The following is a 21706-nucleotide window of genomic DNA, read 5'->3' on the forward strand; positions in this document are numbered from 1 at the left end:
AGCCTCAGAATTGGTAGGTCAGCGTTACCTTGGCCGTGCGGCCAGGCGCGGGAATGGCCAGTTGGGTTGGCGTGTTGGCTTCCAGGTAATACTCGTCGCGCAGGTTTTCCACGCCAAAATTGACGGCAAGTCGCTTGTTGAACTGGTAACTGCCGAACAGGTCGTAGACGGTGTAGGCCGTCCAGCCTGCTGTCCACGCAGCCGTGCTGTTGCGGCTGCCGTCCTGATTAAGCTTGGGCATCATGCGATCGTCCACTACGGTGGCACGCAAGCCCAGCACCAGCTTGCGCTCCAGCAAGCGCGTGCCCAGCGTGAAGCTGTGCTGGTAGCGCGGTGGCGCGTTGATGCCTTCCAGCTCAATGTCGCTGGCATAGTATTCGCCGTTGGTGCAGCCAAGGATGCCGCCATTGCAGACTTGTTGTTTGAGGTAGCGTGTCAGGCCGTATTCGGCGAACAGCCAGCCGGTGTCGTAATCCAGCTCCAGTTCCAGTCCTCGGTAGCGCACACCGGGAATATTACTGAAGGTGCCAAGGCCCCCAATGACGTAGTTTTCGTACTTGGTGTTGAAAAAGGTCAATCCAGCCTTGGCGCGGTCATTGGCGTTGAGCAGCCCCTGGGCATTGATGCTGGTGCCGATTTCAAGGTTCTTGCTGAGTTCTGGCACCACCGGCCCATTGGGCATGCTGGCAGGGTCATAACTGTTCATGACTTCGCGGATGCTGCCGGGCCGCCAACCTTCGCTGTAACGAACAAAGAACTCCTCCCTCTCCCCCCAGGGCAACACGGCCGCGCCAATGCTGGGGTTGATGCGGCTGTCGCTGTCGTCGTACTGCGTAATGATGTCAGCCTGCCCCGGAATCGATGAAGTAAAGTTCTTGCTGCCCTTGAGTTGGTAACTGTCACGGCGCAGGCCGCCGTGCAGCAGCAGCCAATCGGTGGGTTGCGCCTCGAACTGTGCAAACAGCGAGTAGGTGTCACGCTGGCCATCGGGATTGACACCTGCCACGTTAGCCGTTCCCAGTTCGGTGATGTCCAGCTTTTCATTGAGCCATGTGGCACCGTAGCGCACATCCAGCCGGGGCAGCCAGCCCCAAGCAAAACGGCTGGTGTTCCAAAGTTCAAGGCCACTGCTGCGGGTAACGGAAATTTGCTCATGTGCACTGCCCCAGGTACCGCCAGCGCGGTATTCCTCTGAACGTGCACCCCAGACATTGGCACGCAGGTCGATAAGCGGATTGCCATCTGGCATCCAGGCGTATTTGGCCGTGTAGGTTTGCTTGTCGGTTTCACTGAGGCGATGCTGGCTGGGTGTGCCTTCAGTGGTCATGGTCAAGCGTGGATTGCCGTAAGCGTTGTCATAGCTGGTGAAACCCAAGTCCAGCGTCTGCTCATGGGGCAGGTAGAGCGTACTTTTGAGCAGCGCAGAGCGTGCGTCTTGCGAGGTGTTGTCCACTACAGTCCCTTTTGGCGTATCTGCAATCGTGAACCACTGGCCAACAGGCCTGCTGCCACCTGGAAAGATATTGTCCTTCCCACCGTGACCGCCTACTGAATAATTCCCCGACTTGCGCTGGGCAACGGCAGCCACCAGCTCCAGCCGCTCATTAACCTTCCACGCACCTGCTGCACTGGCTATGTGGTTGTTGCTGGGAATGGCGTTGCCCGCGCCATCAGTGCCGCCCAGACTGCCACTGCTGCTGTTGTTGCCCCGGGTTCCGCGCAGGCGCAGACCATAGCTGTTGCCGGGCTGGATGAGGTCATTGGCTTCCAGTGTGCGCAGGCTGACCACGCCACCCGTGGCACCCGCACCATACGGGCCTGCATCCGGGCCTTTGCTGACGGTTGCGCCGCCCAGCAGTTCAGGATCCACAAAGGTGTGGCTGGCGGTGCCGCCATAGCCACGGTAGTCGGAACTGGCCGATTGCGTGCCATCCACCAGTATCTTCACACGGCCCATTCCCTGGATGCCGCGCACGTTCAAATCCAGCGACGCGCCTGTGCGGTTGTTGGCAGCAGTCACGCCAGTCATACCCTTGAACAGATCGCCTGCATTGGTGACAGAGAAACGGTTGAGCTGCTCCCCACCGAGAGTGGAGGTACTGGCTGTATTGCCAAAAGGCACTTCCGCTGCGGCAGTCACAGCAACCTCTGGCAGGGCATGGTTCACGGGCCGGTTCGCTTCGGTGTTGTGTCGCTGTACCACCAGCGTATTGCCGCTGCGCGTGGCGGTCAGGCCGCTGCCTGCCAATGCACGGGCAATGGCCTGCTCCAGCGTCAGCCTGCCTTGTACCGGGGCGGCCTGCAATCCCTGGGTCAGATTCGCGGGTGCGAGCAATTGCAGTCCGTGCCGTTCTGCAATCTGGCTCAAGGTGTTGTCCAGTGGCTGGGCGGCAATATGGTATTCGCTGCCCTGTGCGTGGGCACTGTGCAGGCTGGTGGCCAACAGGCCCACAAGAAGGGCTTGAGCGATGGTGTACCGTGCAGGCCTGCCGGGTGCCTGCCCGGCCTTGCGGCGTGGGCCACGCTTTGCGTGCGAGATGTGCATGAATGGATGTCCTCAACGGTTGAATCTGGTTGCCCGAAAACAGGCATGACCAGGAGCCAATGGCAGCGCATGGTGCGCCACTGCCATGTACTACGAATGAGAAGCAGAAATCCCTCATGTATTTTTCATGAAGCTGAAAATCAGGTGTTCTGAATCCTGATTTCGTCTTCGGTGATTCGTACCCTGACGGGCATGATGCGTGGCAGCAGGCTGAGCCATTCTTCGGCCTGTTCGATCTGAATGTCTGCCGTCACCCGAGTTTGTGCCGCCTGGGGGCTGATGTGAATGGTTTTGGGGCTGTATCGCTGCAAACGGCGGGTGATTTGCCCCAGTGGCACTTGCTGGAAGCTCAGGCGACCCTGCTGCCCTTGGTGCAGGGCGGCCAGCGGTTGCTGGCGCAGTGCCGCTTCAGCGGGGTTTTGTGGGTTCAGCCGCAGGGTATCGCCTGCCTTCAGTTCGAGGGGTGCGAATGTCCAGGGGCTGGGATCGATGCCGGGCTGTACGCGCACCAGCCCGGAACTGACGGCTATTTCGATGGATGCGGCATCACCGCTGGCAATGGCAGGCTCCTGAATGTCCACCGAGAAGCGGGTTCCCAACACGCTGATCTGCAAGCCCTGGGCCTGAACGCTGAACGGGCGCAGCGGGTCTTTGGCCACATCGAACCAGGCCATGCCCTGTTGCAGCGTGGCCGTGCGACGTTGGGCAAAGTAGGCGAAGTGGATGGCACTGGCTGCATCGAGGGTGAGGCGTGAGCCATCGGGCAGTGTGCGGTGCATGTGCTGTGTCTGGCTGTTGGCGATCTGGTCGCGCCATTGCGGTACATACAGGATATGGAGTTGCCGCAGCAGGCTGCCCATGCCCGCCAGCGTGAACAGTCCCAGAATGGCATTGCGCAGGAATTTGCGGCGGTGGTCGCGCGCGGTGGCGGAGGCTTCGGCACCATCGATGCCATGAATGCCATTGGCCTGCTGCCAACGCTCGAGCACGGCTTCCACACACTGGCTGGCACGCTGGATGTCGCGCTCGACCGTGGCAATGGATACGCCATGCTGCCGGGCGAGTTCGCGCTGGTGAATGCCTTCGAGGCGGCTCTGCATGAAAACGTCGCGCACACGCGTTGGCAACACCTGCAATGCCGTGTCGATCTCCTCCAGCAGCCTGCGCTGGGCGTATTGCTTGTCCGGGTCAGTGGCACAGTCCTGTTGTTGCAGGGCTTGTTGTTCGCCCACGTATTCCTGCTGGAGTTTCTGGTGCCGCAGCCGGTCGATGGCCATATTGCGCGCCATGCGGAACAGGTAAGCCTGCGCACTCATGCCCTGTGGGGGCGATATGCCGGGGTTGTGCAGGCATTTGCTCCAAAGCTCCTGCAACAGGTCTTTGGCATCTTCCATGTTGAGCGTGTAGCGTCGCAGCATGTGCAGCAGTTGGTGCTGATGCTGTTGCAGGCTTTCCTGCAATTGCTGGGGAAAAGTCTGTTCGGCGGTTTCCTGCGGGGCAAATGGACGGGTTGGCAGAGGCATCTTGTGGCAATCGGGCAGATGGAGACAGCACATGCGGTGTCTTGCGACAGGCACGGGCTTGCTGCACTGCCAGAGCCAGCGGCGGGCAAGACCCATGCCTGCATCGACAGCCGCATGGCAAGCCACTGCCCCGCACCATACAGCATGGTTGGTAAGCATTATCTTTTACTGCATGAAACTCTGGTGGCTGGCATGGCTACGGCTGTTGTCAGTTCGGCATGGCAACATCCCATGCCCCCTTCAAACCCAACGGGTTCTGCGGCACAATCATTCCCCTATGAACACCACCACCGACACCCCAGACACACCCGCCCGCATCATGCAACGCCTGGGCCAGCAGGCCAAGGCTGCGGCCAGCCGGATGGCGATTGCCAGCGTCAGCCAGAAGGCCAGCGCACTGCGCACGCTGGCGCAACTGCTGCGCGAGCACACCGATGCCTTGCAGACCGACAACCAGCAAGACCTGGAACGCGCCGTGGCCAACGGCCTGGCAGAGCCGATGGTCGATCGCCTGCGCCTCAAGCCTGCCGTGCTGGAGACTGCCGCCCAGGGCTGCGAACAACTGGCGGCCATGCCCGACATCATTGGCGAAATCAGCGGCCTGCGCCAGTTGCCCAGTGGCATCCGTGTCGGCCAGATGCGCGTGCCCATCGGCGTGTTCGGCATGATCTACGAAAGCCGCCCCAACGTGACCATCGAAGCCGCCAGCCTCGCCATCAAGAGCGGCAACGCCTGCATTCTGCGCGGTGGCTCCGAGGCCATCGAATCCAACAAGGCCCTGGCCGCGCTGGTGCAGCAGGCCCTGCGCAGTGCCGGCCTGCCCGAGCATGGCGTGCAACTCGTGCCCACCACCGACCGCGAGGCCGTCGGCCACCTCATTGCCATGCCCGAGTACGTCGATGTCATCATCCCGCGCGGGGGCCGGGGGCTGATCGAGCGCATCAGCCGCGATGCCAAAGTGCCCGTCATCAAGCACCTCGATGGCATCTGCCACACCTACGTCGATGATCCCTGCGACGTGGACATGGCCGTCACCGTCACCGACAACGCCAAGACCCAGAAATACAGCCCCTGCAATGCCACCGAAACCCTGCTGGTGGCACGCGGTGTGGCCGCCGCCTTCCTGCCGCGCATGGCCGCCGTGTTCGCGGCCAAGGGCGTGGAAATGCGCGTCAGCCCCGATGTCGAACCCCTGGTGCAGGCTCCCGAAGCCCAGATTCGCCCCGTGGAAGAAGCCGACTGGAGCACCGAGTACCTCGCCCCGATCATCAGCATCAAGATCGTCGGGGGGCTGGACGAAGCAATTGAACACATCAACCGCTACGGCAGCCACCACACCGATGCCATCGTCACCAACGACCATCGCCACGCCCAGCGTTTTCTGCGCGAAGTCGATTCCGCCAGCGTCATGGTCAATGCCAGCACCCGCTTTGCCGACGGCTTCGAGTACGGCCTGGGTGCGGAAATCGGCATCAGCACCGACAAATTCCACGCCCGTGGCCCCGTCGGCGTGGAAGGCCTGACCTCGCTGAAATTCGTCGTGCTGGGCGAGGGCCAGGTGCGGGGCTGATCGCCCGCGCCAGCACAAACGCCCGCTGGCAGCCTGCGCAGTCCGTGCAAGGGCGCGGCATACAATGGCGGCCAGCGGTCATCGGCCGGGCGGGGATTGGGCACAGCCACAGTGGTTTTGCGCTCCCGGCCCGGCCATTTCCATGCCTTTTCTCCTTCTCTTGCCGAGTCGCCCCATGTCCTTGCTCAGGCTTCGTGTGCTGGTTCCGATGCTGTGGCTGTCCCTGCTGCTGGCCTTGTCTGCCATTTCTGCCGTGCAGGCACAGGAAGCACCAGAGCCACAGGCAGATGCCGCCACAGCCACCGCCGATGCCCCTGCCACCGTGGTGCACGGCCAGGGCGTGCTGGAAAAAGCCATCCTCCAGAATGACAACGAATTGTGGCTGACCGGCTGGGTGGCATCAGCGCGCCCCCATGCCTTCATCTCCAGTGCCAAGGTCTGGCTGGGTGATGAACTCGTGTACCAGGGCCGTCTGGGCTATCTGCGGCAACGCCCCGATGTGGCAGAGGCCACCGGTCAGCCGCTGTGGCTGGCTTCCGGCTTTCATATCCAGATTGCCCTGCCACGGAGCCTTCCTGCCGGGCCTGCCCCCGTGCGCATGGAGGCCATGACGGGCGACGGCCAGACCATCGCACTGCTCTCCCAACCCGAAGCGGCACAGGTGACACTGCCTGCCCATGCGCCTGTGCCGGACTGGCGGTTCCAGATTCTGCTGGCTCTGGCCGTGCTGTTGCCTGCTGGCAGTTTCGCCCTGGGGGTGCTGCGCCCGGCCCCCGCCCACTTGCCCGCATGGCGTTGGAGCGACTCGCGCCGCTTCGGCTTCACGCTGGTGCTGTCGTTTGCCCTGCTGGTACTGGGCGGCTGGAGTGGCACCTCGCTGGGCGCATTGCTGGATCGCGCCGCACCCGTGGTACAGCACGACATGGCCCCGTGGCTGGGCGAGGCACAACCCGTACGCGGTGACGAATGGCAGGTGATTACGCCGATGGCCATCGCCCAGACCCAGCACCTCCCGGCCCTGCCCGCCCGCAACAGCCATTACGGCCTGAGTGGCCACGACATGGGCGTGGTGGGCATGACCGGTGTGCCGGTGGCCAGTGGGGCCGCACTGGCCAAACCCGCCACCTGGGGGTTCTTCGCTTTCGAGCTGCGCCACGCCCTGGCCTGGTACTGGTGGCTGCCATTCTTCGCGGGTTTTGGCGCGCTGTGGCTGCTGCTGCGCCGCTGGTTCGGGCTGGACTGGCGGCTGGCAGCCTTGCTGTCGGTCTCGGTGGTGGCTTCGCCATACTCCGTGAGTTTTTCGGGCTGGCCTGCCTACGCGCTGTTCTTTCCGGTGCTGGGCCTGCTGATGCTGGAGCAACTGGGGCGCACCACACGCTGGTCGGTCGCCCTGGCTGCCGGGACTGTGGCAGGCTGGGCCGGGGCGGGCTTCATGCTGGTGCTCTACCCTGGCTGGCAGGTCGCGCTGGCTTATCTGCTGCTGCCGCTGGGGCTGGTGCGTGGCTGGCAGTGCCGCCACAGCCTGCATGCCGGATGGCGGCAACTGGGCGGGTTGCTGCTGGCCGTCGTCACGTTGCTGGCCCTGGCCACCAGTTGGTGGCTGGATGCGGGCGAGGCCGTCGAGCGCGTCCGCCACACCGTCTATCCTGGCCAGCGCATGCTGGAAACCGGCGGCTACATCGACCCCTGGCACCTGAGCAAGGGGCTGACGAATGCCATCACCCTGTTCCGCAGTTCCGAATGGATGATTCCCAGCGACGCAGGCAGTTTCATCTTCCTGCTGCTGCCGCTGGCCGCCGCCGTGGGGCTGCGCTGGTGGCAACGCCGCGCAGTGGACGGCATGGCGGTGGTGCTGTGGCTGTATCTGGTGTTTGCACTCGGCTATATGTTTGTGGGCATTCCGGCGTGGGTATCGCAACACCTGTTCTGGGGCATGGTGCCAGCCTACCGGCTGGACATTGCGCTGGGGCTGGCGCAAACCCTGCTGCTGGCATGGCTGGCGGGCCAGACCCGCACCGGCGCAACGGCCTCACCATCGCTGGCCGCACTCTCTGGCCGCCGCTGGCTGCTGGCGGCCCTGGTGGCCGGTGCCAGCGTCTGGCTGGCCGTGCGCGATTTCAGCCTCATGCCCGCCCCGGTGCAACACTGGCTGACCCCGGCACTGGTGCTGTGGATGTGCCTGCTGCTGGCCGTGCTGGCCGCCGCCCTGCTGCTGGAGCAATACCGCCACGCCATCGCCCTCTACACCGCCGTGACGCTGGGCATGGCCCTGCCATTCAACCCACTGGGACAAGCCCCCTCCCAACTGGAACCCGTGCCAGCACTGGCCAAACACCTGCTGGTGCATGCCTCCGAAGCCGATACGCCCCCCGTGCGGGTGGCCGTGATCGCCGAACAGGCCTGGGCGAATGCCCTGACCGCAGCGGGCGTGGCCGTACTCAACGGCACGTTCTATGAACCCCCGGCAGACTTCTGGCAGCGCATCGATCCGACCGGAACGCAGGCACAGATTCACAACCGCTACCAGCACCTGATTCTGCAACTGGAGTCCCTGCCCGACACCACCCCCGGCTGGCGCGTCGGCAGTCCACATCTGGATGGCGTGGTGCTGAGCCTGGATCCGCAGCGTTTCGATTTCAGCCTGTTGGGCGTGCAGGCCTTGCTGGTGGAAAGTGGCCGGGCCACATGGCTGCATGACCATCCCCAGCTTGCCCTGCTGGAGAGTCAGGCAGACTGGCAGCTATACCAGATCGGGCCATCGATTCGATAGGGGTATCTTGGTAAGCTGAGGAAAAAAACCCCACCGCTCGACTGCCAGCCCTTGCGCAGGCTTGGCATCAGACCCGGCGGATAAGCTTGAAATAGCAGGTTTTTCCCGGCAATTCCATATGTTTTATAGATTTTAACGGAAATTCGATTTCTGCTCCCATAGGATAAAGAGAGTTATTCCCATTATGGGTTTGGCCCACCATCCTCTCTTGTTCAGGAGCACGCAATGAAAAAGAAACTCGGACTCAATATCGCGGTAATGGCAGCTTCTGCCTTGTTCTCATGGGCGGCCTGTGCGGCTGAACTGACCGTGTATTCGGGGCGCGGCGAAGCCTTCGTCGCACCGGTACTCAAAGGCTTCGAGGAAAGCACTGGCATCACGCTCAAGGTGCGCTATGGCGGCACGGCAGAACTTTCGGCCCTGTTGCAGGAAGAAAAGGGCAAAACGCCTGCCGATGTGTTCTGGGCACAGGACAGCGGTGCCCTGGGGGCGAACACCACCCTGTTCGCGCAACTGCCGCAAGCCATCTATGCCAACCAGCCCGAAGTCTTGCGCAATGCCGAAGGCAAATGGGTGGGTGTGAGTGCCAGGGCGCGAACCGTGGCGTACTCCCCCGAACGCGCCCCCAAGGAATCCCTGCCACCCACCGTGCAGGGCCTGACCGATGCCAAGTGGCAGGGCAAGGTCGGCTGGGCACCGGGGAACGCGGCATTCCAGGCATTCGTGACGGCATTCCGGGTGATTCACGGGGAAGATGCCGCCCGATCCTGGGTTCAGGACATGGCCAAGAACGGCACCAAGTCCTACCGCAACAACAGCGCGCTGGTGCAGGCCGTGGCCGATGGCGAGATTGACGTGGCACTGGTGAACAACTACTACCTGCCCCGCTTCAAGACCCAGGATGCGAAATTCCCGGTCGAGCAAGCCTTCTTCCAGCCAGGCGACATCGGCAACGTGGTCAATACCTCCGGCGTGGCGATTCTGCAAGCCAGCGATGCCAAGGACGATGCCCTGAAGCTGGTGCAGTACCTACTCTCGCCCGCCGTGCAGCAGTACCTGACCAGCGTGGGCCATGAATACCCGGTGGTCTCCGGCGTGATCGGCAACCAGAACCTGGAATCGGTGCGCAACGTGACCGAAGCCAGCCCGGTCGTGCCCACCGACAAGCTGACCGACCTCGAAGGCACACGCGCCATTCTGCGGGCCGCCGGGCTGATCTGAACGCACCCCTGCCACCCCCTTGCCTGTGCCGAACCCCGTAGCGAGCAGACGCTCTGCCCCCACTGCCCTGCGCCTGCTCTCCCTGCTGGTGGGCCTGTGCATGGCCCTGCCGCTGGGGTATCTGCTGCTGCGTGCCCTGCAGGGAGATGCGGCACAGGCAGTGGCACTGCTGTGGCGTGGCCGCACGCTGCAACTGCTGGGCAACACCGTGGCACTCACGGCCGGGGTACTGCTGCTGGCCACGCTGATCGCCTTTCCGCTGGCCTGGCTGGTGGTGCGCAGTGACCTGCCGGGACGCAGGCTGCTGCTGTGGCTCTCCATCCTGCCGCTGGCCGTGCCCGGCTATGTCATGGCCTACGCGCTGATTGGCCTGAGCGGCCACTACGGCTTCCTGAACCAGTTGCTGGGTCTGCGCATCGCCCGGCTGGAGGGGCTGGCAGGGGCCACGCTGGCCCTTGGCCTCTACACATTCCCGTATCTTTTTCTGAACCTGCGCAGTGCGTTGCTGGCGCAGGATGCTGCCCTGCTGCACAGTGCCCGCAGCCTGGGGCATGGCCCCTGGTCGTGTTTCTTCAGGGTGAGCCTGCCGGGGCTGCTGCCTGCCCTGGCGGCGGGCTGGCTGGTGATTGCCCTCTACACGCTGGGGGACTTTGGCGCGGTCGCGCTGATGCGCCTGGATGTCTTCAGCTCTGCCATGTACAGCCAGTACCACAGCGGGTTTGAAGTCCGGCAGGCCGCCTGGCTGGCCCTGATGCTGCTGGGCATGACGGGGGCCACCATTGCCCTGTTCCGCCAGATTCCCACCCACCCCAGACCGGAACGCAGCGGCCTGGGCGTTGCCGCCCGACACCAGCCGGTGCGCCTGGGCCGCTGGCAGGCACTGGCATGGGTTTTCATCGTGCTGGTGGTGCTGGCCTCCGTCGGCCTGCCGCTGGCAGTGACGCTGTTCTGGCTGTCGCGGGCCACCACCGCACTGGATGCCCCGGCCCTGTGGAACAGCATCTGGCAAACCGCCTCGCTGGCACTGCCCACCGCCGCTGTGGCCACGCTGCTGGCCCTGCTGTGCGCCACACTGGCGGCCTGGTGGCCAGGGCGCAATGCCGACATGCAGGAGCGGGCCATCTACTTCGGCTACGCGATACCGGGGCTGCCGCTGGCCCTGGCAGTCGCCTTCTTCAGCCTGCACACCATCCCCGCCCTCTACCAGTCCCATGCCGTGCTGGTGCTGGCCTACTGCATCTCCTTCATGGCACTGGCCTACGGCCCAATCAAGAACAGCCTGATGCAGACGGGCCGAAAAATGCACGACTCCAGCCTGATGCTGGGCGTTTCGCCCGGCCGCTCGTTCTGCCGCATCACACTGCCGGTCATCCGCCCGGCGGTCTTCGGTGGCGGAGCACTGATCCTGCTCATGGTCATCAAGGAACTGCCCATCACCTACCTGCTGGTTCCCATCGGCATCCGCACGCTGTCGATGGAGGTTTTCAGCCGCACCAATGAAGGCATGATGCTGCAAGCCGCGCACTACGCCCTGCTGCTGATGGCGTTTTCCAGCCTGTTCATGGGCCTGCTGCTCTGGCAGCAGAATCAAAGGAGCCAGAGTGCCTGAAACCCCCACCCCTGCCCTGCTGCACCTCATGAACGCCAGCAAATGCTACGGCAGCAACCGCGCGGCATGGAATGCCAGCCTGCGCGTGGCACGCGGTGAAATTCTGGTACTGCTGGGGCCATCGGGCAGTGGCAAGTCCACCATCCTGAAACTGATTGCCGGACTGGAAGACCTCGACGACGGGCAAGTCTGGCTCAACGGCCAGAACATCGGCCACCTTCCCCCGGAACAACGCGGAATCGGCATGGTGTTTCAGGACTACGCACTGTTTTCCCACATGACCGCCTTGCAGAACGTCATGTTTGCCCTGCACCGGCAGCCCCGGCCACGCCGCCCAAAAATGGCCCTGGAACATCTGGCCATGCTGGGCATGGCGGATTTTGCCCAGCGTTACCCCCACCAACTCTCCGGCGGCCAACAGCAACGCGTCGCCGTGGCCCGCACCTTCGCCAGTGCCCCGCAACTGATCCTGCTCGACGAACCCTTCTCCAGCATCGACGAATCCATGCGCGCCCATGCCCGGCAGGAAATCCGCGCCATCCTGCGCCAGTCGGGCCTGGGGGTCGTCATGGTCACGCACGACTGCACCGAAGCCCTGTCCTTTGCCGACACCATCTGCGTCATGAACCAGGGAACGATCATCCAGACCGCCACCCCGCAAGACATTTACCTGCACCCTGCCAATGCGTTTGTCGCCAGCTTCATCGCCCCCACCAACCTGTTGCCTGCCCACATCCACAACGGCCATGCCCATTGCATCCTGGGCACATACCCCGTGGCCGCACAGAACCGCGATACAGAACAGGCATGGCTCTCCATCCGCCCCGAATCCCTGAGCATGGAAGCCGCCAGCAGCACACAGGCTGGCCCACAGGGCATTGTCGAAAGCACCGAATTCAGAGGCGACTGCCAATTCCACACCGTGCGCATCGGCGCACAAACCTGCACCGTGCGCAGTGCCATCGGCCCCAGCTTCCAGCCAGGAGACCGGGTACAAGTGCGCCCATGCAGCCCCGAATCACTGGTGGTACTGGCCCGCCAGTGAAGGCCGGAACTGGTGAGCGGGTCACGGCGCAAGGCACGCGTAGAACGAAACCACGCCCACCATGCAGCCGCTGCATTCTGACAATCAAACCGGCATCCGGTTTGAATGGTGAATCACGCCTTACTCAATACCCAGAATGGCACCCACCGACTGTTGAAGCAGCCCGACCAGTTCAGCATCCATGTACTTGTACTCATCGGGAATATCGAGCACATGCACCGGCTTGTTTTCAAGAACCCTTCGGTACTCGGCCAGCAGGCGAGACTTGTGTTTTTCTTCCATCACGAAAACAACATCAGACCATGAAAGATCAGCGACGGTGACAGAGTGCCGTGCGTTCGGGCTTGTGCCCGCAGACCTCACGGAAAGGGCAGGATGCCTGCGCCAGACTTGCTCGGCTGTCGGGCTACGCCATTGATTCCGGCTACAGACAAACAAGACATTGGTTCGGGCTGAATGCTCTTTGCTGGATTGAATATCTTGTACCCGCTGCGCCTCTGTCACTCGCGGGTATTCGATGCGCAACTGCTTTGAGCGAGCCAGCTTGTTCGACCTGAGGTACAGGTGCTCCCCGTTCTTCTCGCGCTTGAAAGCTTCGCACATGAATAAAAACACCCAATATATGAGTCAGGCCGCATCACGAAGCGGCATCGGCTTGCATCAATTTTTAGAGCCTGCTGCCGCAAGATGCCGCTCCCGCAGAAACAGGAAAAGCGGCAATGCCAATGAAGGCCCCACCACGAGACAAGACAACGGCAACCACAGCCGACGCATGGCAAGTCTGCGACCTTCGGCCACCACGAACACCGCCACGACCACGCCAGAAACAAGAACATCTGCCCAGGCAAAGGCAGCAATGTTGCCTGATGTGGCCTGTTGCAAAAGAAGAGGCACATGGAGACCGTGCACAGCAAGCCACGGAACAAACTGCGAAAGCGGCAAGGCAGTGCCAGCGATGCAGAGAAGAATATAAATAATCTGCATATTGTCTTTATTTACAAGCACTCGCCTGATTCATTTTTCAGTAGGAAAAAGAGGGGAAGAGAATGGCAATTATCACCGTACGCATCCACGTGACATGCAAACCCAGGCTAACGAGTCAGCTCAGCCGATGGCGAATCCGTCTGCTGGAGCGAAGGATTAAAGCGTATTCTCATTTCCCTTGGACAATGTGGCTGACCACACCCTGTGGCGAGGCAAGTGCGCTACGAAGAAAGGCGGGATGGAGATTAAGGAAGGTCTGCAAAACCCATTGCGCCGCCCGCATCCCGCCACTAGGCGCATCGCCGCGTTGGCTTTTGCGGTCAATAGCCCCGCTATTGACCGCAAAAGCCGCCTTGCGCTGCATCCCATTGGCGGGCGCGTGCTTACCGCAAGGGTTTTGCAGACCTTCCTTAACTCTCTCCAGTTCATCCAGTTGAAACCAGCGAAATTCAAGAGTTTTGTCGCTCTCGATGCCCTGGTGCGAGATGGTCTTGTTGCGCAGATGCGATTCGGGCCGAAGAGCTGAACGAAAGTACAGGCCGACTTCGTGTTGCAGCTTGCCGTTGTACTCAAAGAAATTCTCGACGACGAAGAGAAGACCACCGCACTCAAGGTGTTCGCCAGTCTCTTCCAGCATTTCCCGCACAACGGTCGATGCGGCAGCCTCGCCTGGTTCGACTCGGCCACCAGGCAAAGCCCAGATTGGATCGCCCTCTAACCGGTGAAGCAGCGCATACCCGTTCTCGACGATCACTGCCGCCGCCCGAAGCTGGAATTTGTGATTGCCAATGTCGAAACTGATCATGAGCTTTAACGAACAAGGCAAGCCGCCCGCAGAATGCGATTCGGCTTGAGCACTGGATTAGACCCAGCGCACGAAAAAGAACATGGCCGTACAGGCCACAAACTAAAAAAACAAAAACTGCCAGGGCGAATGCCGCTTACTTAACGCCGTCATTCCGGCGAAGGTCGGAATCCAGTGACGACGTTGAGAAAAAACACGTTCGTTTCTCTTGGCTTGCTTTGTCACTGGATTCCGGGTCAAGCCCGGAATGACGGGAAACAGGCTTAAGTAAGTGCCATTCCTGCTAGGGAAGGTCTGCAAAACTCTTGCGGTAAGCCCGCGCCCGCCAGTGGGATGCAGCGCAAGGCGGATTTTGCGGTCAATAGCGGAGCTATTGACCGCAAAAGCCAACGCGGCGATGCGCCCAGTGGCGGGATGCGGGCGGCGCAACGGGTTTTGCAGACCTTCCCTAGGGCGTGTCATCAATTCTGAACTGCTGCATCTCTTGATAGATTTGCATCTTTCTCTCGTGCATTGCTGTCATATCAGCCGTAAGCTCCATAAGCTTCTCATGGTCACTTCCACCGCCTTGCATATACGTAAGCAAGGTTTTGATCGGGAAGCGCGTCAAAAGAGATTGGCAACCCGAATTTCAGACCACCTGAAATCTTACGGATGGAGCAACAGCGATAGCCATTCACCCCGTAGCACACTCACACCCATTCCCGCCGCACCAGAAACCTTTCTGTCAATTCCGCTTCGGGGCTGCCGGGGGGCCATTCGCGCTGGTAGGCCCAGGTGGCGTGGGGGGGCATGGAGAGCAGGATGCTTTCGGTGCGGCCACCACTTTGCAGGCCAAAGTGGGTGCCCCGGTCGAATACGAGGTTGAATTCCACATAGCGGCCCCGGCGGTATTGCTGGAATTGCTGTTCGCGTTCACCCCAGGGGGTGGTTTGTCGGCGTTCAACGATGGGCAGATAGGCGTTGAGAAAATGCTCACCCACCGATTGGGTCAGGGCGAAGCCGCCGTCAAAACCCAGTTCGGAAAGGTCGTCGTAGAAAATGCCGCCGATGCCGCGCTGTTCGTTGCGGTGTTTCAGGAAGAAGTATTCGTCGCACCACTGTTTGAAGCGCGGGTATTTGTCGTCGCCAAAGGGCTGGACGCTGGCGCGGCAGATTTCGTGAAAATGCACGGCATCTTCTTCAAAGGCGTAATAGGGGGTCAAGTCCATGCCGCCACCAAACCAGACGACGGCGGGGCCGCTGACGGGCAGGGCCACGAACATGCGCACGTTCATGTGGACGGTGGGCACATAGGGGTTGCGGGGGTGGAACACCAGCGATACACCCAGGGCCTCGAAGGCAGCTCCCGCCAGTTCCGGGCGGTTCTGCGTGGCAGAGGGCGGCAGGGCCTGTCCGCGCACATGCGAGAAGCCGCATCCGGCACGCTCGAATACTGCGCCACCTTCGATGATGCAGGTGATGCCGTCGCCTTGCAGCGGGGAATCCGGCTCCTTGTGCCATGCTTCGCGCACCGTGCTGGCCGCGAAGGTGGCTTCGGTCTGCGCGTCTTCCACGCTTTGCAGGGCCGCCATGATGCGCTGCTGCAAGCCTTGCAGGTAGGTGCGCACGGCCTGTACCTGGGGCGGGGTGACGGTCACGGCGGCGGCGGTCATGGCGTTTACCTTTCGTTCTGGATGGCGCGATAGCCGATGTCCTTGCGGTACTGCGCACCGTCAAAGTGGATGGGGGCGACAGCGGCATAGGCTTTTTGCTGTGCCTGCGCGACGCTGTCGCCCAGTGCGGTGACGCACAGCACACGCCCACCGCTGGTGCGAATCTGGCCGTCTGCGTCCTGCACGGTGCCGGCGTGGAACACCATCACGTCGCCATCGGCGGCGGCATCGGCTGGCAGGCCGTCGATGGCATCGCCCTTGCGCGGGGCTTCGGGGTAGCCGTGGGCGGCAATGACCACGCCGAGCGCGACGCGGGCATCCCATTGCAGTTGCACGCCATCGAGCCGTCCTTCGGTGGCGGCATCGAGCACGTCGAACAGGTCGCTTTGCAGCCGCATCAGGATGGGCTGGGTTTCGGGGTCGCCCATGCGGCAGTTGAATTCAAGGGTGCGGGGCTGGCCCTGGCTGTCGATCATCAGCCCCGCGTAAAGGAAGCCGGTGAATTCGATGCCGTCGCTTTCCATGCCGCGAATGGTGGGCAGGATGATGTCGCGCAGGGCTTTTTCGTGGATGTCGGGGGTGACGACGGGTGCGGGCGAGTACGCGCCCATGCCGCCAGTGTTGGGGCCTTGGTCGGCATCGAGCAGGCGTTTGTGATCCTGGCTGGTGGCCAGTGCCAACACGTTCTTGCCGTCCGAAAGGACGATGAAGCTGGCTTCCTCGCCCGCCAGAAATTCCTCAATGACGACCCGCGCTTCGCCCGCGTTGTGCACGGCTCCATAGCGGTTGTCCAGCAGCATGTCGTCCACGGCCTGGTAGGCTTGCTCCACGGTTTCGGCAACAACCACGCCCTTGCCAGCAGCCAGCCCGTCGGCCTTGACGACGATGGGCGCGCCCAGCCGGTCGATGAAGGCCTTGGCGGCCACGGGGTCGGTGAAGGTCTCGAAGGCGGCGGTGGGAATGCCGTGCCGCTGCATGAAGGCCTTGGAGAAGGCCTTGGAGCTTTCCAGTTGCGCAGCTGCCTGGGTGGGGCCGAAGATTTTCAGGCCGTGGGCACGGAATTCGTCCACCACGCCAGCGGCCAGCGGGGCTTCGGGGCCGACGACGGTGAGGGCAATGCCCTGCTGCTGCGCCCATTGGCGCAACTCGCGCACGTCGGTGATGGGCACGTTGGTCAATTGTGGGTTGCGGGCCGTGCCACCGTTGCCGGGGGCCACAAACACCTGGGAGACCTTGGGGGACTGGGACAGCTTCCAGGCCAGCGCGTGTTCGCGGCCACCGCCGCCAATGACAAGGGTTTTCATAGCAAGAACAGAATATGGGTATCGGAAAAACGAAAAGGCAGACCTGCCGCCCAGCAGCTTACCAGCGGCTCACAGCTCGGCGTTGTGGAATACATCCTGCACGTCGTCGAGGTCTTCGATCACGTCCAGCAGCTTCTGCATTTTCTCGGCATCTTCGCCTTCGAGGGCGATGGTGTTGTCGGCGCGCATGGTGACTTCGGCCACTTCGGCGACCAGTCCGGCGGCCTGCAAGGCGGCTTGCACGACCTCGAATTCCGTCGGCTCGGTCAGCACCTCGATGGCCCCTTCGTCGTCGGTGATGACATCGTTCGCACCGGCTTCGAGGGCGACTTCCATCACCTTGTCTTCATCGGTGCCGGGGGCGAAAATGAACTGCCCCACGCGCTGGAACTGGAAGGCCACAGAGCCTTCCGTGCCCATGTTGCCGCCGTACTTGCTGAAGGCGTGGCGCACTTCGGCCACGGTGCGCTGGCGGTTGTCGGTCATGGTCTCAACAATGATGGCCGCGCCGCCGATGCCATAGCCTTCGTAGCGGATTTCCTCGTAGGTCACGCCTTCGAGGTTGCCGGTGGCCTTGTCGATGTTGCGCTTGATGTTGTCGGCAGGCATGTTGGCGGCCTTGGCCTTGTCGATGGCCAGGCGCAGGCGCGGATTGGCCGCCGGATCGCCGCCACCGGCGCGGGCAGCCACGATAATCTCACGGATGAGGCGTGTCCAGATGCGCCCTCTTTTCTCGTCCTGCCGCCCCTTGCGGTGCTGAATGTTTGCCCACTTGCTATGACCTGCCATGATGCTGTCCAGTCCTTGAACCTGTGCGTTGATCGTTGAAACAAGCCTGTTATTTTATGGCAAGGCCGTACCTGCCCGAACACACGCCCTGGAACTGCTGCACCGATAAAGCCCGAACCCTCCCAACCTGGCATGAAACCCATCACCCAACAATTCTTCACTGATCTGGAAAAAAAGCTCTGGACCGCCGCCGACAAACTGCGCTCCAACCTCGATGCCGCCGTGTACAAGCACATCGTGCTCGGGCTGATTTTCCTCAAATATGTGTCCGATGCCTTCGAAGAACGGCAGCGCGAACTGCGCGAACAGTTCACCCACCCGGAACATGACTACACCATGGACCCAGACCAATACGGCGGCGCGGGTACGCAGGAATACGAAGAAAACATTGCCGCCGAGCTGGAAGTGCGCGACTACTACACCGAGAAGAACGTGTTCTGGGTGCCTGTGGAAGCCCGTTGGCAGACCCTGCGCGATTGCGCGCAACTTCCGCCCAAAGCACCACTGCCCTGGAACAAGCCGGGCAAGGACGAGCCGGAGGAAATGCGCTCGGTCGGCTGGCTGATCGACAACGCCATGGAAGCCATCGAGCGCGAGAACGCCCGCCTGAAGAACGTGCTCAACAAAGACTTCGCCCGCGTGCAGCTCGACTCCAGCAAACTGGCTGGGCTGATTGGCCACTTCTCGGATACCGACTTCGCTTCCCGTGAATACAAGGGCCAGCCGCTGGACCTGAAATCCAAGGACATCCTCGGTCACGTTTACGAATACTTCCTTGGCCAGTTCGCCCTGGCCGAAGGCAAGAAGGGCGGCCAATACTACACGCCCAAAGCCATCGTCACCCTGATCGTGGAAATGCTCCAGCCCTTCAAGGGCCGCGTATATGACCCGGCCATGGGCTCCGGCGGCTTCTTCGTGCAGAGCGAGGAATTCGTCGAACGCCATGCCGGGCAGATCAAGAACGGCAAAAACGGCAAGCGCGACATCAGCGTCTACGGGCAGGAGAGCAACCCCACCACCTGGCGGCTGGCCGCCATGAACATGGCCATTCGCGGTATCGATTTCAACTTCGGCAGCGGCCACGCCGATACTTTGCTGAACGACCTGCACCCCGACTTGCGCGCCGACTTCGTCATGGCCAACCCACCCTTCAACATGAAGGAATGGTGGAATGAAAAACTTAGCCAAGACCCGCGCTGGATTGTCGGCACGCCACCACAGGGCAATGCCAACTTTGCCTGGTTACAGCACATGTTGCACCACTTGGCCCCCACCGGCAGCATGGCACTGCTGCTGGCCAATGGTTCCATGAGTTCCAACACCAACAACGAAGGCGAAATCCGCAAACGGCTGGTGGAAGACGATTATGTGGAGTGCATGGTTGCACTACCCGGCCAGTTGTTCACCAACACCCAGATTCCCGCCTGCATCTGGTTCCTGACCCGCGACAAATGCAACGGCTTTGCGCTGAACAAGAAGAAACGCGACCGGCGCGGCGAGTTCCTGTTCATCGACGCGCGTCAGATGGGCTACATGAAAGATCGCGTGCTGCGCGATTTCACCGCCAACGACATCCAGAAAATCGCCGACACCTTCCATGCTTGGCAGCAGGGCGAGGGGTATGAGGATATACCCGGCTTCTGCCATTGCGCCAAGCTGGACGAAATCCGCAAGCATGAGCATGTACTCACACCGGGGCGTTATGTCGGCGCGGCGGAGCAGGAAGATGACGGCGAACCCTTTTCAGAGAAAATGCAGCGGCTCACAAAGCAACTGGCCGATCAGTTCGCGCAGAGTGCCAAGCTGGAAGCGGAGATCAGAAAGAACCTTGTGGGGTTGGGGCATGAGGTGACATTGCCATGACTGCACTGGAACTGCTGGAACGCCTCAATCTGCTTGATGAAAACGAGCGCATCGAAGCCAAATCCGCCAGCGAGGTCGGTAAATCCCTGCTGGAAACGGTCTGTGCTTTCGCCAATGAACCTGGTCTGGGTGGCGGCTGGCTGCTGCTGGGCGTAGCACGCGAAGAGCTTTCCTTGTTCCCCGCCTATGAGGTGCAAGGCATCGAACAGCCCGACAAAATCAGTGCCGATCTGGCCAGCCAGGCTACCAGCGTGTTCAATCGCCCCCTGCGGCTGGAAATCCAGACCGAATCCCTCAACGATCAGGCCGTCATCGCAGTGTTTGTGCCTGAAGCTGCGCCACAGGACAAACCGATTTTTCTGAAAGCGCAAGGTCTGCCACGTGGAGCCTTCCGGCGCATTGGCAGCACCGACCAACGCTGCACCGAAGACGATTTGCTGTTGCTCTATCAAGGCCGACAGACGGAAAGTTTTGATGCGGGGCTGCTGCCCGATGGCACGCTGGATGATTTTTCACCGGAAGCCATCGAGGACTACCGCCAGTCCCGTCGCGAAGCCAACCCCGATGCCGAAGAACTGCGCTGGAACGATCATGATCTGTTACAGGCACTGGGTGCTATCCGTCTGAACGAAAAAGGCCAGTGGCAGCCCACCGTCGCGGGCCTGCTGCTGTTTGGCAAACCTGTCGCGCTGCGTCGCAGCTTTCCCATGACACGGGTGGACTACATCCGCGTGCCGGGCCGTGAATGGGTGCCAGACCCTGAGCGCCGCTTCGACAGCATCGAACTGCGCGACCCCTTGTTTCGCCTCATTCGCCGGGTGCAGGCCGCCATTCTGGACGACTTGCCCAAATCCTTCGGTCTGACAGAAGGAGACTTGCAGCGACAGGACAGCCCGGTGGTGCCGCAGCGCGTCATCCGTGAAGCCGTGGTCAACGCCCTGATGCACCGCAGTTACCGCAGCCATGCGCCGGTACAAATTATTCGCTACAGCAACCGGCTGGAAATACGCAATCCCGGCTTTTCTCTCAAATCCCCCGAGCACCTGGGCGAGCCTGGTTCCCTGCCGCGCAACCCCAAGTTGGCCGCCGCTCTGTACGACACCCGCTTTGCCGAAACCAAGGGCAGCGGCGTGCGCGTCATGCGGGAAATGTGCGAACAGGCCGGGTTGGCCCCACCGCTGTTCGAGTCCGACCGCAGCAACGACAGCTTCGTCATTCGCCTCTTCTTCCACCACTTTCTGGGGGCGCAAGACTTGGCATGGCTGGGCCAGTTCAAAGCCCTGCAACTCACCGAAGCCGAAGCCCGTGCATTGGTGGTAGCGCGCGAAGCTGGCGCTCTCGACAACGCCACCTGGCGTGAAATCAACCGGGTGGACACCCTCACTGCCAGCCACGGCCTGAAAAAACTGCGCGATGCCGGCCTGCTCCAGCAAAACGGCAAAGGCTCCGCCACCTGGTATCAGCCCACCGCCCTGATGATGGGGCAGGACAGCAACCCCGACACCTTATCCAGTAACCCCGACACCTTATCCAGTAACCCCGACACCTTATCCAGTAACCCGCCGGGCTTATCCAGTAACCCGGATTCCGCCAGTGAATTGGCAAGGCGCGCGCTGCTCAATGAGTTACAAGGGGAGTTGGCGGCCCGGATTGGCAGCCTTGGAAAACGCGGCACGCCCGAAGACATACAGGAAGTGGTGGTAGCCCTGTGCCGGTATCGAAGCTATCGGGCCGAGGAGCTGGCCCAACTGTTGGCCCGCAATATTGAAACCGTGCGCCAAAGCTACCTGCGGCCCCTGCTGCGCGATGGCCGCATCCGCATGACCCGGCCGGAAAAACCCAACGACCCGGAGCAGGCCTATCGGACGGTGCAAGGAGGGGAAGCATGAAGATTGCGATGAAACAGAAGCAGCGGCTCACAAAGCAACTGGCGGAACAGTTTACGGAAAGTGCCAAGCTGGAAACGGAAATCAAGAAGAATCTGGCGGGGTTGGGGTATGGGGTCTAATCAAGGAGTACGCAC

The 21706-nt window shown here is 61.7% G+C and carries 17 protein-coding genes; 8 read left to right on the forward strand and 9 right to left on the reverse strand.

The annotated features are described in order from the left end of the window. Nucleotides 1–4 precede the first annotated feature (4 nt). Both BUE21_RS00230 and BUE21_RS00235 read right to left on the reverse strand, forming a co-directional pair. Nucleotides 5–2545 (reverse strand): TonB-dependent receptor, encoded by a 2541-nt coding sequence (locus BUE21_RS00230; protein WP_073353231.1) that lies wholly within the window; start codon nt 2543–2545, stop codon nt 5–7. Nucleotides 2546–2685: 140 nt separating this feature from the next. Further along, nucleotides 2686–4068 (reverse strand): sigma-70 family RNA polymerase sigma factor, encoded by a 1383-nt coding sequence (locus tag BUE21_RS00235; RefSeq protein WP_073353234.1) that lies wholly within the window; start codon nt 4066–4068, stop codon nt 2686–2688. 277 nt (nt 4069–4345) lie between these two features. Here BUE21_RS00235 and BUE21_RS00240 point away from each other — a divergent pair, with 277 nt between their 5' ends. From BUE21_RS00240 to BUE21_RS00260, 5 genes are all read left to right on the forward strand, one after another. Then, nucleotides 4346–5638: a glutamate-5-semialdehyde dehydrogenase gene (locus BUE21_RS00240; RefSeq protein WP_073353237.1), complete on the forward strand. Its 1293-nt coding sequence runs from the start codon at nt 4346–4348 to the stop codon at nt 5636–5638. Between the two features lie 175 nt (nt 5639–5813). Further along, entirely contained in the window at nt 5814–8408 is a 2595-nt protein-coding gene (locus BUE21_RS00245) for a DUF7657 domain-containing protein (RefSeq protein ID WP_143164346.1), read from the forward strand. A gap of 225 nt (nt 8409–8633) precedes the next feature. Continuing rightward, the gene (locus tag BUE21_RS00250) at nt 8634–9629 is read left to right on the forward strand and encodes an iron ABC transporter substrate-binding protein (RefSeq protein WP_073353244.1); all 996 of its coding nucleotides are present in this window, start codon (nt 8634–8636) and stop codon (nt 9627–9629) included. A gap of 25 nt (nt 9630–9654) precedes the next feature. Then, the gene (locus BUE21_RS00255; RefSeq protein WP_234970999.1) at nt 9655–11238 is read left to right on the forward strand and encodes an ABC transporter permease; all 1584 of its coding nucleotides are present in this window, start codon (nt 9655–9657) and stop codon (nt 11236–11238) included. Continuing rightward, nucleotides 11231–12283 (forward strand): ABC transporter ATP-binding protein, encoded by a 1053-nt coding sequence (locus BUE21_RS00260; protein ID WP_073353247.1) that lies wholly within the window; start codon nt 11231–11233, stop codon nt 12281–12283. The genes BUE21_RS00255 and BUE21_RS00260 overlap by 8 nt, the downstream gene beginning before the upstream one ends. Before the next feature lie 120 nt (nt 12284–12403). Here BUE21_RS00260 and BUE21_RS00265 read toward each other — a convergent pair whose 3' ends face one another. The 7 genes from BUE21_RS00265 to BUE21_RS00290 form a co-directional block, all read right to left on the reverse strand. After that, nucleotides 12404–12886, reverse strand: coding sequence for a low molecular weight protein tyrosine phosphatase family protein (locus BUE21_RS00265; protein ID WP_234971000.1), 483 nt, complete (start codon nt 12884–12886; stop codon nt 12404–12406). 57 nt (nt 12887–12943) lie between these two features. Then, on the reverse strand, nt 12944–13288 hold the full coding sequence (locus tag BUE21_RS00270; RefSeq protein WP_200796663.1) for a DUF2834 domain-containing protein: 345 nt from the start codon (nt 13286–13288) through the stop codon (nt 12944–12946). Nucleotides 13289–13436: 148 nt separating this feature from the next. After that, a complete protein-coding gene (locus BUE21_RS14755; protein WP_200796664.1) occupies nt 13437–14072 on the reverse strand; it encodes an NUDIX hydrolase in 636 nt (211 codons plus the stop codon). A 102-nt stretch (nt 14073–14174) separates the two neighbouring features. Continuing rightward, on the reverse strand, nt 14175–14534 hold the full coding sequence (locus BUE21_RS14295) for a hypothetical protein (RefSeq protein WP_143164347.1): 360 nt from the start codon (nt 14532–14534) through the stop codon (nt 14175–14177). Between the two features lie 230 nt (nt 14535–14764). After that, entirely contained in the window at nt 14765–15727 is a 963-nt protein-coding gene (gene hemF / locus BUE21_RS00280) for an oxygen-dependent coproporphyrinogen oxidase (RefSeq protein ID WP_073353250.1), read from the reverse strand. Nucleotides 15728–15732: 5 nt separating this feature from the next. Beyond that, the gene (gene purD, locus BUE21_RS00285) at nt 15733–17031 is read right to left on the reverse strand and encodes a phosphoribosylamine--glycine ligase (RefSeq protein WP_073353253.1); all 1299 of its coding nucleotides are present in this window, start codon (nt 17029–17031) and stop codon (nt 15733–15735) included. 69 nt (nt 17032–17100) lie between these two features. Then, entirely contained in the window at nt 17101–17820 is a 720-nt protein-coding gene (locus BUE21_RS00290) for a YebC/PmpR family DNA-binding transcriptional regulator (protein ID WP_073353256.1), read from the reverse strand. 132 nt (nt 17821–17952) lie between these two features. Here BUE21_RS00290 and BUE21_RS00295 point away from each other — a divergent pair, with 132 nt between their 5' ends. Genes BUE21_RS00295 through BUE21_RS15090 form a run of 3 tightly spaced genes read left to right on the forward strand, consistent with a single transcriptional unit; the run spans nt 17953 to nt 21691 of the window. Then, nucleotides 17953–19683 (forward strand): class I SAM-dependent DNA methyltransferase, encoded by a 1731-nt coding sequence (locus BUE21_RS00295; protein ID WP_073353258.1) that lies wholly within the window; start codon nt 17953–17955, stop codon nt 19681–19683. Beyond that, nucleotides 19680–21572: an ATP-binding protein gene (locus tag BUE21_RS00300; protein WP_073353261.1), complete on the forward strand. Its 1893-nt coding sequence runs from the start codon at nt 19680–19682 to the stop codon at nt 21570–21572. The genes BUE21_RS00295 and BUE21_RS00300 overlap by 4 nt, the downstream gene beginning before the upstream one ends. Beyond that, entirely contained in the window at nt 21569–21691 is a 123-nt protein-coding gene (locus BUE21_RS15090; protein WP_268767809.1) for a hypothetical protein, read from the forward strand. Before BUE21_RS00300 ends, BUE21_RS15090 begins: the two co-directional genes overlap by 4 nt. The last annotated feature ends 15 nt before the right edge of the window (nt 21692–21706 follow it).

The organism is Lampropedia hyalina DSM 16112 (assembly GCF_900129055.1).
Lineage (GTDB): Bacteria > Pseudomonadota > Gammaproteobacteria > Burkholderiales > Burkholderiaceae_C > Lampropedia > Lampropedia hyalina.

Bases quoted from the DNA above. Each gene is read 5' to 3' on its own strand.
- BUE21_RS00230 (WP_073353231.1), bottom strand. From the start codon at position 2,545: ATGCACATCTCGCACGCAAAGCGTGGCCCACGCCGCAAGGCCGGGCAG.
- BUE21_RS00235 (WP_073353234.1), bottom strand. From the start codon at position 4,068: ATGCCTCTGCCAACCCGTCCATTTGCCCCGCAGGAAACCGCCGAACAG.
- BUE21_RS00240 (WP_073353237.1), top strand. From the start codon at position 4,346: ATGAACACCACCACCGACACCCCAGACACACCCGCCCGCATCATGCAA.
- BUE21_RS00245 (WP_143164346.1), top strand. From the start codon at position 5,814: ATGTCCTTGCTCAGGCTTCGTGTGCTGGTTCCGATGCTGTGGCTGTCC.
- BUE21_RS00250 (WP_073353244.1), top strand. From the start codon at position 8,634: ATGAAAAAGAAACTCGGACTCAATATCGCGGTAATGGCAGCTTCTGCC.
- BUE21_RS00265 (WP_234971000.1), bottom strand. From the start codon at position 12,886: ATGTGCGAAGCTTTCAAGCGCGAGAAGAACGGGGAGCACCTGTACCTC.
- BUE21_RS14755 (WP_200796664.1), bottom strand. From the start codon at position 14,072: ATGATCAGTTTCGACATTGGCAATCACAAATTCCAGCTTCGGGCGGCG.
- BUE21_RS14295 (WP_143164347.1), bottom strand. From the start codon at position 14,534: ATGACACGCCCTAGGGAAGGTCTGCAAAACCCGTTGCGCCGCCCGCAT.
- hemF (WP_073353250.1), bottom strand. From the start codon at position 15,727: ATGACCGCCGCCGCCGTGACCGTCACCCCGCCCCAGGTACAGGCCGTG.
- purD (WP_073353253.1), bottom strand. From the start codon at position 17,031: ATGAAAACCCTTGTCATTGGCGGCGGTGGCCGCGAACACGCGCTGGCC.
- BUE21_RS00290 (WP_073353256.1), bottom strand. From the start codon at position 17,820: ATGGCAGGTCATAGCAAGTGGGCAAACATTCAGCACCGCAAGGGGCGG.
- BUE21_RS00295 (WP_073353258.1), top strand. From the start codon at position 17,953: ATGAAACCCATCACCCAACAATTCTTCACTGATCTGGAAAAAAAGCTC.
- BUE21_RS00300 (WP_073353261.1), top strand. From the start codon at position 19,680: ATGACTGCACTGGAACTGCTGGAACGCCTCAATCTGCTTGATGAAAAC.
- BUE21_RS15090 (WP_268767809.1), top strand. From the start codon at position 21,569: ATGAAGATTGCGATGAAACAGAAGCAGCGGCTCACAAAGCAACTGGCG.